The sequence below is a fragment of the Streptomyces sp. NPDC111656 genome, assembly GCF_055656965.1.
In genome coordinates, this window is record NZ_JBVKCA010000004.1 from 382,119 (window position 1) to 402,894 (window position 20,776).

The 20,776-nt window shown below is 71.6% G+C and carries 18 protein-coding genes; 7 read left to right on the forward strand and 11 right to left on the reverse strand.

Annotation, left to right across the window (positions count from 1 at the left end; translation table 11 throughout):
• Positions 1–50: 50 nt before the first annotated feature.
• Complete coding sequence (locus ACZ7M3_RS15095; protein ID WP_472063569.1) at positions 51–2,624, reverse strand: M14 family zinc carboxypeptidase; 2,574 nt, start codon at positions 2,622–2,624, stop codon at positions 51–53.
• Positions 2,625–2,894: 270 nt separating this feature from the next.
• On the opposite strand from ACZ7M3_RS15095, the gene ACZ7M3_RS15100 reads away from it, so the two are divergent.
• Positions 2,895–3,767 carry a hypothetical protein gene (locus ACZ7M3_RS15100; protein WP_472063571.1) on the forward strand — a complete coding sequence of 291 codons (873 nt, stop codon included), beginning with the start codon at positions 2,895–2,897 and terminating at the stop codon, positions 3,765–3,767.
• Positions 3,768–4,167: 400 nt separating this feature from the next.
• The gene (locus ACZ7M3_RS15105) at positions 4,168–4,995 is read left to right on the forward strand and encodes an EI24 domain-containing protein (RefSeq protein ID WP_472063573.1); all 828 of its coding nucleotides are present in this window, start codon (positions 4,168–4,170) and stop codon (positions 4,993–4,995) included.
• Here ACZ7M3_RS15105 and ACZ7M3_RS15110 read toward each other — a convergent pair.
• Both ACZ7M3_RS15110 and ACZ7M3_RS15115 read right to left on the reverse strand, forming a co-directional pair.
• Positions 4,976–6,229, reverse strand: a complete 1,254-nt coding sequence (locus ACZ7M3_RS15110) for a pyroglutamyl-peptidase I (RefSeq protein ID WP_472063575.1) — start codon at positions 6,227–6,229, stop codon at positions 4,976–4,978. The genes ACZ7M3_RS15105 and ACZ7M3_RS15110 overlap by 20 nt on opposite strands.
• A gap of 130 nt (positions 6,230–6,359) precedes the next feature.
• Complete coding sequence (locus ACZ7M3_RS15115; protein ID WP_472063577.1) at positions 6,360–7,292, reverse strand: LysR family transcriptional regulator; 933 nt, start codon at positions 7,290–7,292, stop codon at positions 6,360–6,362.
• A gap of 49 nt (positions 7,293–7,341) precedes the next feature.
• Between ACZ7M3_RS15115 and ACZ7M3_RS15120 the strand changes: the two genes are divergently transcribed.
• Both ACZ7M3_RS15120 and ACZ7M3_RS15125 read left to right on the forward strand, forming a co-directional pair.
• Positions 7,342–8,154 (forward strand): NAD(P)-dependent oxidoreductase, encoded by an 813-nt coding sequence (locus tag ACZ7M3_RS15120; RefSeq protein WP_472063579.1) that lies wholly within the window; start codon positions 7,342–7,344, stop codon positions 8,152–8,154.
• Between the two features lie 11 nt (positions 8,155–8,165).
• Positions 8,166–8,555 carry a RidA family protein gene (locus ACZ7M3_RS15125; protein WP_351293619.1) on the forward strand — a complete coding sequence of 130 codons (390 nt, stop codon included), beginning with the start codon at positions 8,166–8,168 and terminating at the stop codon, positions 8,553–8,555.
• Between the two features lie 56 nt (positions 8,556–8,611).
• Here the strand turns inward: ACZ7M3_RS15125 and ACZ7M3_RS15130 are convergent, their stop codons facing one another.
• Positions 8,612–9,187, reverse strand: a complete 576-nt coding sequence (locus ACZ7M3_RS15130) for a TetR/AcrR family transcriptional regulator (RefSeq protein ID WP_095854879.1) — start codon at positions 9,185–9,187, stop codon at positions 8,612–8,614.
• A 198-nt stretch (positions 9,188–9,385) separates the two neighbouring features.
• Between ACZ7M3_RS15130 and ACZ7M3_RS15135 the strand changes: the two genes are divergently transcribed.
• Positions 9,386–11,929, forward strand: coding sequence for a glycoside hydrolase family 3 protein (locus tag ACZ7M3_RS15135; RefSeq protein ID WP_472063581.1), 2,544 nt, complete (start codon positions 9,386–9,388; stop codon positions 11,927–11,929).
• A gap of 104 nt (positions 11,930–12,033) precedes the next feature.
• Here ACZ7M3_RS15135 and ACZ7M3_RS15140 read toward each other — a convergent pair whose 3' ends face one another.
• Both ACZ7M3_RS15140 and ACZ7M3_RS15145 read right to left on the reverse strand, forming a co-directional pair.
• Entirely contained in the window at positions 12,034–13,014 is a 981-nt protein-coding gene (locus ACZ7M3_RS15140; protein WP_472063583.1) for an aldose epimerase family protein, read from the reverse strand.
• 37 nt (positions 13,015–13,051) lie between these two features.
• Entirely contained in the window at positions 13,052–13,954 is a 903-nt protein-coding gene (locus ACZ7M3_RS15145) for an SGNH/GDSL hydrolase family protein (protein WP_472063584.1), read from the reverse strand.
• Positions 13,955–14,210: 256 nt separating this feature from the next.
• Here ACZ7M3_RS15145 and ACZ7M3_RS15150 point away from each other — a divergent pair, with 256 nt between their 5' ends.
• Complete coding sequence (locus ACZ7M3_RS15150; protein ID WP_067369479.1) at positions 14,211–14,705, forward strand: DUF3145 domain-containing protein; 495 nt, start codon at positions 14,211–14,213, stop codon at positions 14,703–14,705.
• 148 nt (positions 14,706–14,853) lie between these two features.
• Here ACZ7M3_RS15150 and fabF read toward each other — a convergent pair whose 3' ends face one another.
• From fabF to fasR, 5 genes are all read right to left on the reverse strand, one after another.
• On the reverse strand, positions 14,854–16,125 hold the full coding sequence (gene fabF / locus ACZ7M3_RS15155) for a beta-ketoacyl-ACP synthase II (RefSeq protein WP_095854883.1): 1,272 nt from the start codon (positions 16,123–16,125) through the stop codon (positions 14,854–14,856).
• Positions 16,126–16,231: 106 nt separating this feature from the next.
• A complete protein-coding gene (locus tag ACZ7M3_RS15160) occupies positions 16,232–16,480 on the reverse strand; it encodes an acyl carrier protein (protein WP_028800941.1) in 249 nt (82 codons plus the stop codon).
• Between the two features lie 77 nt (positions 16,481–16,557).
• On the reverse strand, positions 16,558–17,589 hold the full coding sequence (locus tag ACZ7M3_RS15165) for a ketoacyl-ACP synthase III (RefSeq protein WP_452970734.1): 1,032 nt from the start codon (positions 17,587–17,589) through the stop codon (positions 16,558–16,560).
• Positions 17,590–17,603: 14 nt separating this feature from the next.
• On the reverse strand, positions 17,604–18,530 hold the full coding sequence (locus tag ACZ7M3_RS15170) for an ACP S-malonyltransferase (RefSeq protein WP_075026664.1): 927 nt from the start codon (positions 18,528–18,530) through the stop codon (positions 17,604–17,606).
• A gap of 89 nt (positions 18,531–18,619) precedes the next feature.
• The gene (gene fasR / locus ACZ7M3_RS15175; RefSeq protein ID WP_095854885.1) at positions 18,620–19,825 is read right to left on the reverse strand and encodes a fatty acid biosynthesis transcriptional regulator FasR; all 1,206 of its coding nucleotides are present in this window, start codon (positions 19,823–19,825) and stop codon (positions 18,620–18,622) included.
• A 132-nt stretch (positions 19,826–19,957) separates the two neighbouring features.
• Here fasR and ACZ7M3_RS15180 point away from each other — a divergent pair, with 132 nt between their 5' ends.
• On the forward strand, positions 19,958–20,617 hold the full coding sequence (locus tag ACZ7M3_RS15180; RefSeq protein WP_472063587.1) for a pirin family protein: 660 nt from the start codon (positions 19,958–19,960) through the stop codon (positions 20,615–20,617).
• Positions 20,618–20,776: the final 159 nt, after the last annotated feature.

Below are 20,776 nucleotides of genomic sequence, written 5' to 3' on the forward strand. Positions count from 1 at the left end.
GGACGTGGGGTGCGGCCTCCGCCCTGTCGTGGGAGACGGTCGGCGGTGTCCTACGAGACGGTTAGCAGCGCCCTTCCCACCTGCGGGAACTCCCCCTTCGGATGATCACGGAAGAGTGGCTCCGTACCGAAGAGCACGGCATGCGGACCGCTGACGACAGCGGCCTGGCCGCCGGCGGCCGTAGGCCCTCCTGTCCCGTCGGCCAGCGGGCGCCAGTGCCCGGAGACGAGCGGATCGCCCGGCGCGTACGCCTGCTCGACACGCACCCCGGGGCCGAGATCGGTGAACCAGACGGGCGCGTAGACGAAGCTGTGGTCGGGCGCGTTCGCGGTGAGCGGGCCGCCCGAATTCACCACCCGCACCACACCGTTGGCGTCACCGTTGCCCTCCACCGGCCGCACCGCCAGCAGCCCGGCCCCCGAGTTGAGCGCGGCTCCGACGGTTCCGCGGCCGACGAGACCGTGGGTGTGGAGGAAGGCGTCCAGCGCGGCCTGTGCGCCCGCGTTCAAACGGGCGTGGTCGAGCCCCGACGACACGAACAGCACGTCCGCCGCGGACCAGTCGAAGCCCGCGTTCAGGACGGCCGTCGACACCGGCACCACGTCGAAGTTCATCTCCCGCAGCGCGAAGAGCTCACCCGGCGTGACGGCCGCGGCGACGCGGACGCGGTGCAGGGGTGTTCCTGGGCTGCTCTTGGTCTCCCGGGTCTCCCTGGTCGCGTTGAAGGCCACGTCGTACGTACGGGCGAGAGCGGTGGCCCGCGCCCGCGCCGATCCCGGCACGACGGCACTGCCGTCCGCGAGCTGCCGTACCGAAACTCCCTGCGCGAGAAGGGAGTTGAGGGCGGCGATCTCCTGCGGGGTGCCGAGACGCAGCCGCAGATCGCCACGCGGGGCGACGTACCCGACCCGCGCGGCGGCTTCGACCCGGCGGGCGGCCACGGCCGACAGCTCCCCGCTCCGTACGGGCACGACCGTCGCACCCCACAACCGCCCAAGACTCCAGCCCGAGATGTCGTACATCACCGACACCTTGTCACTGATGTCGCGCCCGTCGGCCAGCATCACATTGGCCAGACCGCGTTTGGGCTGGTGCAGGTCGACGACGTACGAGCCCTTCGCGTACGACCGTCCGGCCAGCCGGAAGTCGCGGGTCGCGCGCGTGACGCGGACGTCGTCCGCGAGGAGATGGTCGACGAGGCGGGCGGCGGCCGTCGCCGAACGCTGGGCGCCGCCCGCCGGGATCACGTAGGCACGCGGGAAGTCGGTCGTGTAGACGTCCTCGGGACCGATGCCCGGCACCCCCGGCACCGTTTCCGCCGAGACCGGCACCTGGGCCGCGCCCGTCGCGCCGCGCCGGAAGACCTCGATCTGGTCGGCGATGATCGAGGCGCGGTGGGTCCGGGCGTAGGCGAGGGTCGCGCGCATGGCCGCACCGGCCACGTCCACGTTGATGGTGGACCTGCGCCTCAGTTCGGCCACGGGCAGGGTGTCGTACTCCGAGTTGTTCACCGTCAGCGGGATCTCCACGGTGTGCGCGGCGACCGCGCCGTGGAACGCCAGGTACTGGGGCGTGAAGATCGGCGGCCAGTCGTCCCAGCCCTCCTGCTGGTCGCGGAAGGGGATCTGGACGGGCTCGACACCGTCCTTCGCGGGGGTGTACCCGAGGCCGTTGACGGCGGCCTCCATGCCGAGGGCGTTGGCGTAGGTGTTCTTGAGGAAGAGGTCGTACTCGTAGTTCTCACCGTGCGGCGGGGTCGTCGGCTCGATCAGGGTGCCGTTGACGTACCCGTGCAGGTCGAGCATCACGGCCGGCTGCTTGTCGATGGCGATCTGGCGGATCGCGCGCGCCTCGGGCTGCGAGGCGGTGATGAAGTCCCGGTTCAGATCGAAGCCGTTCGCGTTGGCGCGGGTGCCCGCGATCCGGCCGTCCGGGTTCGCCGTGATGTTGAAGTAGAGACGGCTGTGGGCGAGGAGGTCGGTCGTCTGCGCGTCCTTCGCGCTCGCGAGCCGCTCGATGAGCTCGAGGGCGGCGTCGGTGCCCTCCCACTCGTCGCCGTGGATGTTGTTGTCGAAGAAGACCGGCGTCTTGTAGGACGCCTTGAGGGCCGGGTCCTTCGCCGCCGACTGCGGCGCGTTCTCGATCAGCTCGCGCATCCGCTCCTGGTCGAGGGACTCGCTGGCGGACTCCGGGGCGGTGACGGTGACCAGATAGAGCCGGTGACCGCCCGCCGAGCGGCCCGCGACCTCCACGCTGACACGGTCGCCGAGCCGTTGGAGGGCGTTCAGCTTCGGGGCGATGGCGTGGTACGGGGTGAGGCCCAGCTTGATGGACTTGTCCGCCGGGTTCTCCGGGTCGGGGGAGAGGACCTGCTCGCGCGGATAGCCACGGCGGGGGGCGGCGAGGCCGGAGTCGGACAGATCGGTGACGGGGCTGGTGAGGGCGTTGCGGGCGGCGTTCGCCGGGGCCCTGGCGGCGCCCTGGGACTGGTCCGTCCCTTCACGACCCGCCCCTTCACGGACAGGGGGTTCGCGGTCCGCGGTGGCGGTGTGCGGGGCGAGGAGAAGCGATCCGGTCGCGGCGGTGAGGACAGTGGCGATCAGGACGGGTCTCGGTAGGCGCACGCGTCGTACCTCCGGTGGGGGGCCTGAGATCGGTACGGGTGGGTGGGGCACGGTTCGGTAGGGCGTACAGGTCGGTAGGGCGAGGTGTACCTGTTCGACTCTTCCTCAACAAGAGGGCCTGGGCGCCACGGTGGCCCCCCTGGACGCCATGGATGCCACGGATGGGGCATCGCCGACGGGCCGGAGGGGGCATGCTGAGGCCATAAGACGCCGTAGGGGGCCGGAGGACGGGTCCATGTGGCGAGGCGCCGTGCGTGGCGAGGAGGGCTCATGTCCCCGATTCCGTCGCTCCCCAGCATCCCCAGCAGGGATGACGTGCTGCGTATGGCGCGCAGCACGACCGACATCACCGGCCAACTCCTCGACACGGCCGGGAACATCACCAGAATCGCCCTCAACACCTTCGACCCCCGGGACGGGTCGGGGGCGGAGGCGCTGCGTGTGCTCCGGGAGACGACGGCGGAGCTGGCGGAGGCGAGTGCGTCTCCGCAGGCGCAGGAGGCGTTCTACCGGATCGTGGACACGCTGACGCGGCTCGGGACGACCGGGGCGCCGCTCGCGGTGCATCCCGTGAGCCGGCCCGCGCAGGCGTTGCTGGCGGCGCTGGGGGACAGTCTGCTGCCGATCCTCGACGCGGTGGAGCCCGCGGTGCAGGAGGCGGCGGACGCGTTGGGGGACTTGCTGGAGGCGGGGGCGCCGTTGCTGCCCGCGATGGCCGGGGTGGCGGCGGGGGCGTTGCTCGCCTTGACGCCGGTGATACGGGCGGCGGCGGACGTGTTGCGCGACTCGTCGCCCGAACTCCGGCGTATCGCCGACGCGTTGACCTCGGCGCTGGCTCCGTTGCTGCCGCTTCAGGTGGCGCTGGCCGAGCGGGCGGCCGCGGCGGGGGTGGGGGTGGTGCGGGCCGCGCTGCCGCCGCTGGCCGACCTCACGGAGGCGGCGGCGGCCACGACGAACGCGGTGCGGCCGGTGCTGATCGCCGGTGAGGAGTTCCTGGTCTCCGGCCTCGAACACCTGCAGCCCCTGCTTCTGGCGTCGGCGTCACGGACGGGGCGGGTGGCTCGGGCGCTGGCGGTACGGGTGTCCGCGGCGGTGTCGCCCACGGCGGAGCGGGGGCTTGTGGTGGCGGTGACGCCGGCCTAGCCGCGACTTCGCCTTCGGCTGCGGGGCTGGTGGGGGGCGAGGGCTGCGCCCCCGCGTCCCCCGCCCGGATTCGTTCGGCTGCGGGCCGGTGGGGGCTGGTCGCGCAGTTCCCCGCGCCCCTGGGGCGGGGCTGCGCCCCGCATCCCCGGCCGCCCGATTTCGTTCGGCCGCGGGCCGGTGGGGGCTGGTCGCGCAGTTCCCCGCGCCCCTGAAAGCCTCGGCCTGGTCGGCGTTCGAGGGCGCCCCACCCACCCCGGTCCGCATCATTCAGCCCGTCCGGCGATTGAGGACGAGGCCGTTCAGGCCGATGCGGGGGTCCGGGGGCGGAGCCCCCGGGGATGGGATGGGTAGGGGCGGCGGGGGCGAGGGAAAGGGGGCGAGCCCCGGTAAAGTTCGGGTCATGCGTGATCTCGGGGCCGGGTTCGGTTATCTCATACAGGGCCAGCGATGGGTGGCACGGCACGGGAAGCAGTACGGTTTCGGACTGCTGCCGGGCCTGATCACCCTCGTGCTGTACGCCGCAGCGCTCGTCACCCTCGCCCTGTACGGCGAGGACTTCGTCACCTGGTCCACCCCCTTCGCCGACGACTGGTCCAGCCCCTGGCCGGGCCTCTTCCGCGGCTTCCTCACCGCCGTACTCTTCGCCCTCGCCCTCCTCCTCGCCGTCCTCACCTTCACCGCCGTCACCCTCCTCATCGGCCAGCCCTTCTACGAGTCCCTCTCGGAGAAGGTCGACAGGGACGTCTCCCCGGACGGCACGGCCCCGGAGTCCGGCCTCCCGCTCTGGCGCGAGCTGTGGATCTCCGCGCGAGACAGCCTCCGCGTCCTCGTGCGGGCCGCCGTCTGGGGCGTCCTCCTCTTCGCCCTCGGCTTCCTCCCGTTCATCGGCCAGACCGTCGTCCCCGTGATCGGCTTCTTCGTCACCGGCTTCTTCCTCACGGAGGAACTGACCGCGGTCGCCCTCCAGCGCCGAGACGTCGACCTCCGCGACCGCCTCACCCTGCTCCGCTCCCGCAAGACGCTGGTCTGGGGCTTCGGCACCCCGCTGGGCCTCGCCTTCCTGGTCCCGTTCGTCGCCGTCTTCCTGATGCCGGGCGCGGTCGCGGGCGCCACACTGATGGCCCGCGACCTGCTGGCCGAGGAAACGGGCGAGCCGGACGACGACCGCGGCAACCACGACACCGCGGCCGTCATCACGGCCCCCGCCGTTATCGCCCCGCCCCGCTGACGGCCACCGTCACGATCGCCCGCACCTGGGCGATGATGTCCAGCCGGTTCTGAACGAACTCGGGGTCCGTGACCGTCCCCGTCGCCGGGTCCGTGTTGCCCGTGCCGAACTGCAGTACAGGCGTGTGGACATGCCCGCCGGGCAGGCTGTCGTGCAGACCGAGACGGTCGCGCAGCAGCGTCGCGCGATAGGCGATCTCGTTGGAGAGGTAGTCCCCGCCGCCCCCGGCGCGTGCCGTCGAACCCGGGGTCGGCCCGTCGGGGCGTACGACCGGATCGGTGCCGCCCGCCGGGATCTCGGTCACCGAGGTGTGGTCGTACACGGGGAAGCGGCCCGTGGCCGCGGCCACGATCCGCGCGTACGGGAGCGTCGTCGACGTCCACTGCGGCTGCGAGGCCGGGTCGGTGACGGGGATCGTCTCGGTGCGGGAGACGTTCTCGTTGTCCGGGAAGCCGCCCCGCCAGGCCCCGTTGGTCCGCTCCACGTCGAAACGGCCGACGCGGCCCTGGCTCACCGTGGTGAACAGATCCACGCGCGGGAGCTGGCGGCGCAGCGTCCGCTCCACCGTGCCCTGGGCGAAGTCCTCCCAGCGGACCGGGAACACGGCGGTCTCGATGCGCGCCGGGCCGTCCGCGGTCTGGATCGTCGTACCGTCCAGGGCGAGGGCGGTGGCCCCGGACGGGTTGGAGATCCGGACGTCACGGTCCAGCGTGAACGGGTCGAACCCGGTGAGCAGGATCCGCTTCACGCCCTTGGTGCGCGGATAGCGGATGGCGTTCTCGCCGCGCGAGTTCTCCTCCAACTCGGCGAGCAGGCTCGCGCGTTGCGTGTCCGTGAGACCGAACTCCGGCTCCCACTGCCGCACTTCGCGCGTCATCCCCAGCCGCGCCCAGTACAGCGGCCGGTCGTCGTCCCGGCTCAGGTCGCCGCCCGCCGGGCCCCGTCCCTGCGCCCGGTCGACGGCCCGCTGCCACAGTCGCGCCCCCTGCCCTGCGACGACACGCTCGGCCTGTCCGAACGAGCCCGCCCGCTCCAGCGCCCGCGCGAACCCGGGGGCCACCGTGTCGAATCCGGAGCGCCGCAGGATCTCCTGGGGAGCGGTCTGGTCGAGGCGCTGTTCCTCGACGGTGACGGGGGCCGCCGCTGCCGCCGACGCGGTGGGCGCCGCGGCCAGGCCGCCCACCAGGGCCAGTCCGAGTACACCTGCTCCGAGCCGAACGCGTATGTAGGTCAAGGGAGTTCGTGCCTTCCGTCGCCGTGGGGTGCTGCCGGACGGCCGCAGTATCGCGTGACGGAGGGGACGTACGCCATGAGGTGTGGCACCGGCAGCCGAAGCGGCCGGGGTGGCGCGGGCGGCGGGTGGCTCAGGTGGGCAGGTGGGTCGCGGCCTCCCGCAGTGCCCCCAGGAACGCCTGCGCCGACGGTCCCAGCGACCGGCCCCGCACCGTCGCCGCGTACACCGCCCGTGCGGGCGCCTCCTCGTCGCGCACCGCGAGCAGCGCGATGTCCGGGCGTACGGACTCGGCGGCGAGCGCCGGGACCAGGGTCACCCCGAGCCCGGCGGCGATGTACCCCTGCTTGGCCGTCCACTCGGCCACGACATGCGCGACGCGCGGCCGGAAGCCGTGCCGCAGGGCCGCGTCCAGCAGGGTGCCCTCGGGGCGGGCGGAGCCGGATATCCAGTCGGCGTCGGCGAGTTGGGGGAGGCGGACGGAGGACTCGGCGGCGAGTGGATGGTCGGCGGGGACGGCGACGTACAGGGACTCGTCGAGCAGGTGGTGCAGGGTGTACGGGTCCAGCGGGGCGCGGCCCGTCGTGGAGACGATCGCCAGGTCGAGGCCGCCCGCGGAGAGCCGCTCCAGGAGCACGGGCGTCAGGCCCTCCTCGCGGGTGATCCGCACCCCCGGATGACGCGCGCGGAACGCGGCGATGGCGCGGGGTACGAGCGCGGCGTCGGCCGTGGCGAACGCGCCGAAGCGCAGCCGGCCGCCCGTGAGCCGCCGCAGCGCGGCCAGTTCGCGGTTCGCGTCGTGCAGCCGCTCGACCACCGCCTCGGCATGCGGCACGAGGACCCGCCCGGCCTCCGTCAGCCGTACACCCCGGGGCAGCCGGTCGAAGAGCGGGGCTCCGCCGAGCGCCGACTCCAGCGAGGCGATCTGCCGGGACACCGCGGACTGCGTCCAGCCGAGGGTCCGCGCGGCCACCGTGAACGAACCGTGCCGGGCGACCTCCAGGAAGACCCGCAGCCAGGTGGTGGAGAGGTCGGGTACGGCATGCGGGTTGAGCATGAGAGCCATGCTAGACATTCGCTTGTCGCATCACGAGGGCCCGCCTAGCGTCGACGACATGGAAAAGATCGCATTCCTCGGGCTCGGGCACATGGGCGCCGCGATGGCGCGCCGACTTCTCGCCGCGGGATTCCCGCTGACCGTCTGGAACCGCACCGCCGAGAAGGCCGAGCCGCTGGTCGCCGAGGGCGCCACCCTCGCCCCGTCCCCGGCCGAGGCCGTACGGGACGCGGACGTGGTGATCACCATGCTCGCCAACCCGGCGGCGCTCGACACGGTCGCGGACGCCATCGTGCCGGAGCTGCGCCGGGGCACCACCTGGGTGGAGATGTCGACCGTCGGACCCGACGTGGTCAAGGAACTCGCCGCTCGGCTCGCGGAGGGCGTGACGTTCGTCGACGCGCCCGTGGCGGGTAGCACGGACAAGGCGGCCGCCGGGCAGCTCGGCATCCTCGCGGGCGGCGAGCTGACGGGCGTCGGGCACGTGCTCGTCCATATGGGCACCGTCACCCGCACCGGCCCGCTGGGCTCCGGCGCCGCGCTCAAGCTCATCGTCAACACGGCCCTGCTCGGCGGGGTCGCCCTCGTCGCCGAGACCATGGCCCTCGCGGACAAGCTCGGCATCGACGAGAAGGTGGCGCGCACCGCGCTCGCGAACGGCCCGCTCGGCGGCGCCGTCGGCCGCGCCTTCGCCGAGGACGTGTACTTCGCCATCCCGCTCGCCGCCAAGGACGTCGCCCTCGCCACGAAGGTCGCCGAACTCCCCGTAATCGAAGCGGTGTTGGAGCAGTACAAGAGCGCCGCCGCCGATCCCGCCGTCGCCGGCGCGGACATCGCGAAGGCCGTCGAACACATCCGCCGCTCCGTCTGAGAGGACCACCCATGCAGATCACGCTCGACAACCCGCCCTCGGCGCCGGGACCCGCCAACGGCTACTACTCCCAGGTCGCCCGGGTCGAACTGCCGGGTGCGGGAGCCCTGTTGTACGTCTCCGGACAGGTCGCGGACGGCGCCGACCTCACCGAACAGAGCCGCGGGGTCTTCGAGACCATCGGCGCCCTGCTGGAGGCGCACGGGGCGGGCCTGGCGGACATCATCAACATCCGTACGTATCTGACGGACATCACCCAACTCCCCGCCTACGGTGCCGTACGCGCCCAGTACCTCACCGGCACCCCGCCCACCAGCATGACCTTCGAGGTCTCCCGCCTCTTCAAGCCGGAGGCCCTGATCGAGATCGAGGTCGTGGCCGCCGTACCGGCCCCGCGGTAGCGCAGGCGGGGGCAGAGGTAGAGGCAGACGCAGAGGCAGAACAGTGGCGGGCGGGTTCAGTCCTCGCCGAGCAGTGCGAGGAAGTCCCGGAACGCGCCCGGCATGTCCACCGACTCCGGGTCCAGGAGCCACTGGAACTGGAGGCCGTCCATCACCGCCACCAGCAGCGGAGCGGTGCGCTCGGGCGTGAGCCCGTTCGGCAGCCGCTCCCCGTACTCGGCGCGCAGCACCGCCGCCATGCTCGCGCGCACCCGCGCGTACCGCTCGGTGAAGTACTCGCGCGCCGGGTGCCCCTCGGTCACGCTCTCGCCGAGCAGCGCCGAGAACGTCTGGATGATCCCGGGCCGCATGGCGTTGTACTCGACCAGTGAGGCGAGCAGGTCGACCCGCCACTGGGTGTCGGGCACGGCGTCCCACTGGTCCCGCTCCTTGAGCACCGCGACGAGCAGCGCGTCCTTCGTCGGGAAGTAGTGCAGCAGCCCCTGCTGGGTCAGCCCCACGCGTTCCGCGACCGACGCCATGCTCGCGCCCCGGTAGCCGCGCTCGGCGATCACCTCCAGGGCCGCCCGGACGATCTCGGCGCGCCGCTCCTCGCTTCTGGCCCTGGTGCTCATGGCGTCACCGTACGGCATGCGCACGCATGGAATGTAACGAAAGAATAATGAAACCTACTGCTCTACAGGTATCGGATGCAGGATGGACGCGCAGAACGGATTCAAGGGCTCACGGATTTACGGGCTCACGGATTCGCGGACTCACGGATTCGCGGACTCACGGATTCGCGGACTCACGGACTCACGGACTCACGGACTCAATGAGGAGGCACCGCGATGGCGGGAACGCGCACACCGGCCGACGAGGCCCGCGAGGCGGTCGTCGAGGCGGCCCTCGGCAAGCTGGACCTGGACGCGAAGACGAGGCTGCTCGCCGGGCAGGACATGTGGTCGCTGCCCGCGCTGCCCGAGATCGGCCTCAAGTCCCTCGTCATGTCCGACGGCCCGATCGGCGTACGCGGTGTCCACTGGACCGCCGACGACCCGTCGATCGCGCTCCCCTCACCGACCGCGCTCGCCGCCACCTGGGACCCGGCCCTCGCCCGACGGGCCGGCACCCTGCTCGCTCAGGAGGCCCGTCGCAAGCAGGTCCACGTCCTCCTCGCGCCGACCGTCAACCTGCACCGCTCCCCGCTCGGCGGCCGCCACTTCGAGGCGTACAGCGAGGACCCGTACCTGACCGGCGAGATCGGCTCAGGCTATGTCCAGGGCGTCCAGTCGGGCGGCGTCGGCACCACCGTCAAGCACTTCGTCGCCAACGACGCCGAGACCGACCGCTTCACGGTGAACAACCTGCTCTCCGAACGCGCCCTGCGCGAGCTGTACCTGGCCCCCTTCGAGGCCATCGTCGCAGGCGCCCACCCCTGGGGCATCATGACCGCCTACAACTCGGTCAACGGCACCACGATGACCGAGCACCACCACCTCGTGAACGAGATCCTGCGCGGCGAGTGGGGCTTCGACGGCTTCAACGTCTCCGACTGGACCGCCGCCCGCGCCACGGTCGGCGCCATCGAGGGCGGTCTCGACGTCGCCATGCCCGGCCCCCGGACCGTGTACGGGGAGGCGCTCGGCGCCGCCGTCCGCGCGGGCGAGGTCGAGGAGGCCAAGGTCGACGAGGCCGTCCGCAACGTCCTGCGGCTCGCCGCCCGCGTCGGCATCCTGGAGGGCGCCGAGCCGGTCGTCACCGAACCGCCCGCGACGGTGGACGGCGAGGCCCTGGCCCGCGAGATCGCCCGCCGCTCCTTCGTCCTCGTGCGCAACCAAGGGGCTCTTCCGCTCGGGGAAGGGCACGGGGAAGGCCATGGGGAAGGGCGCGGCGAAGGGCGCGGCGAAGGTCACAAGGTCGCCCTGATCGGTGCCGCCGCCCGCGACGCCCGCGTCCTCGGCGGCGGCTCCGCGACCGTCTTCCCCTCCCGGGTCGTCACGCCCCTCGACGGCCTCACCGCGGCCCTCCCCGAGGGCAGCCTCACCTACGCCGTCGGCGCCGATCCGAACGAGGAACTCGCCGTCGCCGACAGGGGGTTCACCCTGCGGGCCGTCTGCCGCGACCGGGCCGGCACGGTCATCGGCACCGGCTCGGCCCCCAATGGCCAGATCCAGTGGATGGGCGAGGACCTCCCCGAGGGCGTCACCCACGCCACCCTCCACAGCGTCGAACTGACCGGCACCTTCACCCCGCGCGAGAGCGGCACCCACACCCTCGGTATCAAGGGTCTCGGCGCGTTCACGCTCACCGTCGACGGCACGGTCCACTTCGACGACATCCAGCGCAGCACCAAGGACGACCCCTTCGAGGCGTTCTTCGGCGCCCCCGTCGAGCGTGCCCAGGTGGATCTCGTCGCCGGTGAGACGTACGAGGTGGCGCTGCGGCACGTCATCGTCGTCCCCGAGGGCGCGCCGCTGAAGGTGATCGGCTTCGCGCTCGCCCACCAGGACCCGCGCCGCGACCCCGACGAACTCATCGCCGAGGCCGTCGAGGCCGCCCGCGCCGCCGACACCGCCGTCGTCGTGGTCGCCACCACCGACCGCGTCGAGTCCGAGGGCTTCGATCGCAAGGACCTCCGGCTGCCCGGCCGCCAGGACGATTTGGTGCACGCCGTCGCCGCCGCCAACCCGAACACCGTCGTGGTCGTCAACGCCGGCTCCCCGGTCGAGCTGCCGTGGCGCGAGGAGGTCGCGGCCGTACTGCTCAGCTGGTTCCCCGGCCAGGAGGGCGGCGCCGCCCTCGCCGACGTGCTCACGGGCGCCCACGAGCCCGGCGGCCGGCTGCCCACCACCTGGGGCTCCCTCACGGCCGCCCCCGTCACCCAGGTGGTCCCGGCCGACGGCGAACTCCCCTACACCGAGGGCGTGTTCATCGGCTACCGCGCCTGGGAGAAGGAGGGCAGGACCCCCTCGTACGCCTTCGGACACGGTCTCGGCTACACCGACTGGACGTACGAGTCGATCGAGCTCGGCGGCGACGACGGCGGTGCCGGTTCGGGTTCGAGTACGGGTTCGAGTACGGGTTCGAGTACGGGTACGACGGTCACGGTCCGCGTCCGCAACTCCGGTGCGCGGGCCGGGCGCGAGGTCGTCCAGGTCTATCTGGCACCCGTCGAGGCCGACGCCGAGCGTCCGGCCCGGTGGCTCGCCGCGTTCGCGGGCGTCGAGGCGGGCCCCGGCGAGAGCGTCGACGTCGCCCTCGTACTCCCGCGCCGGGCCCTCGAGGTCTGGGACGAGAGCACCGGAGCCTGGGTGTTTGTGAAGGGTTCGTACGAGGTTGCTGCGGGCCGCTCGATCGTCGACCGTCGGGTCGCGGCGACGATTAACGTCTGACGCGGGACGAGTCCACCCCGAGCAGCCCCGGTCCGGAACCTGACATCCGGATCGGGGCTCGTCGGTTCTCGGCCACGGCCGTCGGACCGGTCGCCGGTCGTCGGCTACTGGCCGCGGACGCCGAACCCGTACACGGTCTCCGACCGGTACACCCCGCCCGGCCGCAGCTCCGTACTCGGGAACTCGGGCCGGTTGGGGGAGTCGGGGAAGTGCTGGGTCTCCAGCGCGACGCCGTCCCCGGGGGCGAAGGGTTCGCTCAGGTGCTCCGCGGTGTACAGCTGGAGCCCGGGCTCGGTGGTCGCGACGGTCAGCGTCCGCCAGGAGGACGGGTCGTGCAGCTCGGCGACCTCGACGGCGGTCTTCGTGAGCCCCTTGTCGAGCACGAAGTTGTGGTCGTAGCCGGCCCCGACCTTCCGCGCCGTACGGAAGTCGAACCGCGTCCCGTCGACCGCGTCCAGCGCCCCGGTGGGGATCAGATCGGCGTCCACCGGAGTCAACCGCGAGGCGTCCAGCCGGAGTTCGTGGCCGCCGGCGTTGCCCGTACCGGCCAGGTTCCAGTACGTGTGGTTCGTCAGGTTCACCACGGTCGGCGCGTCCGTGACCGCCTCGTAGGCGATCCCCAGCGCGCCCGCCTCGTCCAGCGTGTACGTCGCCGAGACCTCCAGACGGCCCGGGAAGCCCTCCTCACCGTGCGGGGAGACCCGGGTCAGGCGCAGCCCGTGATCGACCGGCTCCGCGTCCCACACCCGCTTGTCGAAGCCGCGCTCCCCGCCGTGCAGGGAGTTGGGCGCGTTGTTCTGCGCCAGGTGACAGGTGAGGCCGTCGAGGAGGAAGCGGCCCCCGGCGATCCGGTTCGCGTACCGCCCGACCAGCGCCCCGAAGTACGGGCCCGTGTGCGTCAGATAGCCGTCGAGGTCGGAGAACCCCAGCACCACGTCCGCGCGCACCCCGTCCCGGTCCGGGACCTCGACCGACTGGACGATCCCGCCGTACGTCAGGATCCGCACCCGCACTCCGGCGCGCTCCAGCGTCCAGCGGTGGACCGGGGTGCCGTCGGGAAGAGTGCCGAAGAATTCGCAGTGCATGATCGAAAGCCTAGGCCAAGGATCCGAACGGCAGGTTCTAGCTCACCGGCTTCGTCGCCGTCACCACCCGATAGGCCATCTCCGCGAGCCGCGCCTGCCCGTCCCTGCTCGGGTGGAACCAGTCCCAGTGGCTCAGCTGGTCCGTTCCGAAGCGGTAGTCGAAGACCGCGCCCCCGTCGAAGCGGCAATGCTGGTCCTTGGCGCACACCTCCTTCAGGACCTGGTTGTACGCCTCCACCCGGTCCTGCACCGTCGTGCGCCGCCGCATCGCCGCCGTGGTCAGGGAGTCCGCGTCACCCAGCATCGAGGGGCAGATACCCAGCTTCCAGATCTGCTTGCCCAGCGGGTTGCCTCGCCCCTCGGACCACAGCCGCTTCAGATCCGGCACGCTCGACACGTACACCTGGGTCTTGGGCAGTGCGTGGCGCAGCGTGTCCATGGCGTCCTCGAACTCGGCGCGGAACCGGGCGACGGGGGTCATCGCCGACACCGACGAGCGGCAGGCGTCGTTCGCGCCCGCCATCACGGTCACCAGCTCCGGTTTGTTCGTGACGGCCTGTGCCATCTGGTCGGGGAGATCCGCCATCCGGGCACCGGTCACCGCGTAGTTCCAGCTGCGCTCGGCGGCCCCGGCCTGCCCGAGCAGCCGTACGGCGAGGCTCTTGACCTTCGTGTCGCTGCCGGTCGCCCAGGAGACCTCCGGACAGTCGGACAGCACCGTGCACGCGTCGAAGCCGCGGGTGATGGAGTCCCCGACGGCGGCCATCGACGTCGGGCTGCGGTCCCAGGTGGGGGTCGGCTTCGGGAGCGCCTTGGCCGTCGTGCCCCGGGGCGCCGGGGAGTTGTCACCGACGGCGTCGCAGCCGGCGACGGCGACGCCCAGGAGAGCCGCCGACGCGATGGCGAGGGCGGCCCGAGAACGGTGACTCCTGTGACGCATCCCCTGATCCCCTCGTTCGTCAAGCACGATCGCTCAGCACCATTGCTCAGCACCCATGCGACACGGTTGGCCGACACCCCGCAGTACACGACCGGTCGCACCGCGTCCCCTTGGGTGAAACCTCAATGTTTCTGGGCGCTGGGACCGACGGTACGTCACACTCCTTGCGCCGCCGCACGGTAGCCTCGCCACGTGGCCGCCCTGCCACTGCCTTTCCGCTAAGTTACAAGATGTCTCGCTCTGTCCGGAGGCCCCAGTGACGACACGTGGAGTTCTCTACGTGCACTCCGCGCCCCGCGCGCTGTGCCCGCACGTCGAGTGGGCGGTCGCGGGCGTGCTCGGTACCCGCGTCAACCTCGACTGGATCCGGCAGCCCGCCGCGCCGGGCACCTGGAGATCCGAGTTCTCCTGGAAGGGCGAGGTGGGCACCGCCTCCAAGCTGGCCTCCGCGCTGCGCGGCTGGCAGATGCTGCGCTTCGAGGTCACCGCCGAGCCCTGCCCCACGGCCGAGGGCGAGCGCTACAGCTGCACCCCCGAACTGGGCATCTTCCACGCCGTCACCGGAATCCACGGCGACATCCTGATCCCCGAGGACCGCCTGCGCGCCGCCCTGCTGCGCTCCCAGCGCGGCGAGAGCGACCTGGAGTCCGACCTCGCCAAACTCCTGGGCAAGCCCTGGGACGACGAACTGGAACCCTTCCGCTACGCGGGAGAGGGCGCCCCGGTCCGCTGGCTCCACCAGGTGGTCTGACCTGACAACGGGCGTGAGGGGAAGCTTTTAGGGACGCGGGGAACTGCGCGACCAGCCCCCACCGCCCGCACCCGACGAACAAGCAAATGTGGCCCGAACTCCGACAGGGAGTCCGGGCCACACCCGTTCAGTACAGCTACCGCACATCTCAGATCGTACGGAACGCCAGCACCACGTTGTGCCCACCGAACCCGAACGAGTCGTTCAGGGCAGCGATGCGGCCCTCGACAGGCAGCTTGCGAGCCTCCCCGCGCACGATGTCGGCGTTCGCCTCGGCCTCGGGGTCGAGGTTCTCGACGTTGATGGTCGGCGGAGCGATCCGGTTGTACAGCGCCAGCACCGACGCCACCGACTCCACACCCCCCGCGCCACCGAGGAGATGACCGGTCATCGACTTGGTCGCGGAGACCGCCATGTGGTCGGCGTCGTCGCCGAAGACCTTGCGCAGCGCCTTCAGTTCCGCCACGTCACCGGCGGGCGTCGAGGTCGCGTGCGCGTTCACGTGCACGATCTCGGCCGGGTCCAGGTCGGTGTTGTCGAGCAGGTTCTGCAGGGCGTGGGAGATGCCACGCCCCTCCGGCTCCGGCTGCACGATGTCGTGGCCGTCGGCGGAGATGCCCTGGCCGACCGCCTCCGCGTACACCCGGGCCCCGCGCTTGGCGGCGTGCTCGGCGGACTCCAGGACGAGGACGCCGGCGCCCTCACCGAGGACGAAGCCGTCACGGGCGACGTCGTAGGGGCGCGAGGCGCCCTGCGGGTCGTCGTTGTTCTTGGACATCGCCATCATGTTGCCGAACGCGGCGATGGGCAGCGGGTGGATCGCCGCCTCCGTACCACCGGCGACGACGACGTCGGCGCGCCCGGTGCGGATCATCTCGATGGCGTAGCCGATGGCCTCGGCGCCCGAGGCGCAGGCGGAGACGGGGGTGTGCACGCCGGCGCGGGCGCCGACGAGCAGGCCCACATTGGCGGACGGGCCGTTCGGCATGAGCATGGGAACGGTGTGCGGGGAGACGCGGCGGACGCCCTTCTCCTTCAGCACGTCGTACTGGTCGAGCAGCGTCGTCACGCCACCGATGCCGGAGGCGATGACGGTGCCGAGCCGGTCCGGGTCGACGGAGGTGTCGTCGCCGGCCTTGTCGGTGAAACCGGCGTCGGCCCAGGCTTCCTTGGCGGCGATCAGGGCGAACTGCGCCGAGCGGTCGAGACGGCGGGCCTGCGGGCGGGGGATGACCTCGCCCGGCTCCACGGCGATCTGCGCCGCGATACGGACCGCCTGGTCGGCGGCCCAGTCCTGCTCCAGGGCGCGGACACCGGACTTGCCGGCGACCAGGCCCTCCCAGGTAGAGGCTGCGTCGCCACCCAGCGGTGTGGTTGCGCCGATACCGGTGACGACCACGGTGCGATTGGTCGAGCTCACGGGAATTCTTTCTCCAAATACGAGGATTCAGCGGCGCCACCGCCGGGTGGCGGGGCAACGGACTGATCGGTGGACCGGGCCGGGCGAACCGGGCCCGATCGCTGGATCAGGCCTGGTGCTTGAGGATGTAGTCGGTCGCGTCGCCGACGGTCTTGAGGTTCTTGACGTCGTCGTCCGGGATCTTGACGTCGAAGCGCTCTTCGGCGGCGACGACGACCTCGACCATGGACAGCGAGTCGACGTCCAGGTCGTCGGTGAAGGACTTGTCCAGCTGGACGTCCTCGGTGGGGATCCCGGCGATCTCGTTCACGATCTCGGCGAGACCTTCGACGATCTCTTCCTGAGTGGCGGCCATGTCAGGCGCTCCTTCGGTGTGTATCCAGAGAGGGTTGGCGGTAGTCCGTACGGACCGGATGATCCGGCACGGAGTGCCTAGGGGAGGGTAACGACCGTCGCGGCGTACACGAGACCCGCCCCGAAGCCGATGACGAGCGCGGTGTCGCCGCTCTTCGCCTCGCCGGTCGCCAGAAGCCGCTCCATCGCGAGCGGGATCGAGGCGGCCGAGGTGTTGCCGGTGGTGCGTACGTCACGCGCGACCGTGACGTGCTGCGGCAGTTTCAACGTCTTCACCATCGAGTCGATGATCCGCTCGTTGGCCTGGTGGGGAATGAAGACGTCCAGGTCGTCCGCGGTGATTCCGGCCGCGTCCAGCGCCTGCTGGGCGACCTTCGCCATCTCGAACACGGCCCAGCGGAACACCGCCTGGCCCTCCTGCGTGATCGCAGGGAACTTGACCTCGCCCTTGGAATCGAGCGGAAGCTGGGACAGGTCCGAACCGCGGAACTCGTCCCACGGCACGGTCTGCTTGATCGTGCCGGCCTTGTCGCCCTCGCTGCCCCACACGGTCGGGCCGATGTGCGGCTCCTCGGAGGGGCCCACGACGACCGCGCCCGCGCCGTCACCGAACAGGAAGGCCGTCGCACGGTCCTCCAGGTCGGTCAGGTCGGACAGCCGCTCCACGCCGATGACGAGGACGTACTCCGCCGAACCCTCGACGATGATGCCCTTGGCGAGCGTGAGGCCGTAGCCGAAGCCCGCGCAGCCGGCCGAGATGTCGAAGGCGGCGGCCTTCCGCGTGCCGAGCTTGTCGGCGATCTCCGTCGCGATGGCCGGAGTCTGGCTGAAGTGCGAGACGGTCGAGACGACCACGGCGCCGATCTGGTCGGCGTTGATCCCGGCGTCGGCGATGGCCTTGCCGGACGCCTCGATCGACATCGCGGCGACGGTCTCCTCGTCGGAGGCCCAGTGCCGGGTCTCGATGCCGGAGCGCGAGCGGATCCACTCGTCGGATGAGTCGATCGTCTCGAGGATCACCTCGTTCGGCACGACCCGGACGGGACGGTAGCCGCCCACACCCAGGATCCGCGCGTAGGGGGCGCCCTTGCTGGGCCTGATCTTCGACATGCTCTGTCGGCTCCTTAGGCGGAGGCGTGCTCGGCGATGAGCTCGCGAGCCGCGTCGAGGTCGTCGGGGGTCTTCAGCGCCAGGGTCTTCACACCCGGCAGCGCGCGCTTGGCGAGTCCGGTGAGGGTGCCGCCCGGGCAGACCTCGATCAGCGCGGTCGCGCCGAGCTCCTGGAAGGTCTCCATGCACAGGTCCCAGCGGACCGGGTTCGCGACCTGGCCGACCAGTCGTTGTACGACCTCGGCGCCGGTCGTGACGGCCTTGCCGTCCTTGTTCGAGACGTACGCGATCTTCGGGTCCACGGGGCTCAGGGCCTCGGCGGCGCGTGCCAGCGTCTCGACCGCGGGTGCCATGTGGTGCGTGTGGAACGCGCCGGCGACCTTCAGGGCCACCACGCGGCGGACGCCCTCGGGCTTGTCCGCCTCCAGGGCGGCCAACTGCTCCAGCGTGCCGGCGGCCACGATCTGGCCCCCGCCGTTCACGTTCGCCGGGGTCAGGCCGAGCTTCTCCAGGTGCGGGACCGTGGTCTCGGGGTCCCCGCCGAGCAGCGCCGACATACCGGTCTCGGTGATCGCGGCGGCCTCGGCCATCGCCAGACCCCGGGTGCGCACGAGCTTCAGCGCGGCCGTGGCGTCGAGCACGCCCGCGAACGCGGCGGCGGTGATCTCACCGACGCTGTGACCGGCGACGGCACCGGGGCCGAGCTCGGCGACGTCACCGAGCGCGGCGGCGGAGAGGAGACCGGCGGCGACCAGGAGCGGCTGCGCGACAGCCGTGTCCCGGATCTCGTCCGCGTCTGCCTGGGTGCCGTAGCGGGCAAGGTCGAGCCCGATGGCGTCCGACCACGCGGCGAGGCGGTCGGCGGCACCGGGGAGATCGAGCCAAGGGGTCAGGAAGCCAGGCGTCTGAGCGCCCTGGCCGGGAGCGACGAGTACGAGCACTCTCACACTCTCTCTTGTGGACGGCCACGGCCGCCCGTGGGGACAGGGACGAAGAACACGAAGGGGAATTGTAGAGCCCCGACAAACGCCTAGGCTTGAGGATCCCCATCGGCCAGACGCCCCAGGATCAGCGCGATCCGCAGTGTGAACGCGGATCGTACATCCGATGGCGACCAACCGGTGACGTCAGTCACACGTCGGAGCCGGTAGCGCACGGTGTTGGGGTGAACGAAGAGCATCCGGGCCGCGCCTTCGAGACTGCTCGCCTGTTCCAGATAGACACTGAGCGTTTCCAGCAGCGCGGAGCCGGCTTCTTCAAGCGGTCTGTAGATCTCCTCCACCAGTTGCTCGCGCGCCGAGGGGTCCGAGGCGATCGCGCGCTCCGGCAGCAGATCGTCCGCCAGAACCGGGCGCGGGGCGTCCTGCCAGGCGAAACACGCCTTCAGTCCGGCGGCGGCGGCCTGCGCGGAGCGGGTCGCGGCGAGCAGATCGGGCACGATCGGCCCCGCGACGACGGGCCCGGCGGCGTACGGCCCGATCAACGACTTCGCGACCCCGAGCGGATTGTTGTTACCCCCCGCGATGACCACGAGCCGGTCCCCGAGCACACCGGTGAGCACCTGCAGCTTGGCGTGCCGGGCCGCCCGCCGGATCGCCTCGACCGTCAGCTCGCTGTCACCGTCGGGCGCCGTACCCAGCACCACGCAGACATGTTCGGGCGAGTTCCAGCCGAGGGCGGCGGCCCGGCTGACGGCACCCTCGTCGGCCTCGCCGGAGAGCACGGCGTTCACGACGAGCGATTCGAGGCGGGCGTCCCAGGCGCCCCGGGCCTCGGCGGCCTGCGCGTACACCTGGGCGGTGGCGAAGGCGATCTCCCGGGCGTACACGAGCAGCGCCTCGCGCAGTACGGACTCGTCGCCCGGGGCGGCGACCTCGTCGATCGCGCTCTCCATGACCTCGATGGTCGTCCGCACCATCTCCACGGTCTGCCGCAGGGTGATCGCCCTGGTCAGCTCGCGTGGCGCGGTCCCGAACACATCGGTGGAGATGGCCTGCGGGGCGTTCGGGCGCCGGAACCACTCGGTGAAGGCCGCGATACCGGCCTGCGCGACGAGCCCGATCCAGGAACGGTTCTCCGGTGGCATGGCCCGGTACCACGGCAGCGTCTCGTCCATCCGCGCGATGGCCTGGGCGGCGAGACTGCCGGAGGACTTCTCCAGCCGCTTCAGGGTCGCGGAGTGCGCGTGGATGTCGTGCGCGGGGCGCTCGGTGTTGCTGGATTCGGGTTCGGGCACGGGACAAGACTGCCTTATCAGGACGGAGGCGTGCGGCGGCGGGTCGTAAGTAGGCGGGGGGAGGGCCTGGGGCGGGGCTACCGTGTCCGTTGTGACGGACGTACGGCGACGACGGCGGAACGAGCGGATCTGATGGACGTACGGCGCGCGGACGAGCGCTACCACGGAGGTGACCCGGAGGCCGGGATCACCTCCTTCCACGCCTTCTCCTTCGGACCGCATTACGACCCCGACAACCTCCGCTTCGGTGCGGTGATCGCCTGCAACGAGGAGTGGCTCGCGCCCGGCGCCGGCTTCGACGAGCACCCGCACAGTCACACCGAGATCGTCACGTGGGTGGTGGAGGGGGAGCTGACCCACCACGACTCGGCGGGGCACGAGTCGGTGGTCCGCCCCGGGGACGTCCAGCGCCTCAGCTCCGCGGGCGGCGTCCGCCACGTGGAACGCAACGACGGCTCGGTGCCCCTCGTCTTCGTCCAGATGTGGCTGGCTCCGCTGTCACCCGGCGGTGAACCGTCCTACGAGGTCGTCCACGGCATCGCCGACTCCACGCCGTACGCCGTTCCCGAGGCCGGGGCGATGCTTCATGTGCGCAGGCTGGCGGCGGGGGAGCGGACGGCGGTGCCGGACGCCGGGTTCGTGTACGTCCATGTCGTCCACGGCGAAGTGCTCCTGAACGGCGAGGAGTTGGGCCCCGGCGACGCGGCCCGCATCACCGACTCCAAGGACCTGGAAGCGGTAGCGGGAGCCCCCGCGGAACTACTCCTGTGGGAAATGACCCCCACGATCTGACTCCCGGACAGTCCTTGAGCTGCGGGCGGGTGGGGGCTGGTCGCGCAGTTCCCCGCGCCCCTAAGGCGGGGCTTCGCCCCGTATCCCCGCCCGCCCGGTTCGTTTGGCTGCGGGCGGGTGGGGGCTGGTCGCGCAGTTCCTCGCGCCCCTGGGGCGGGG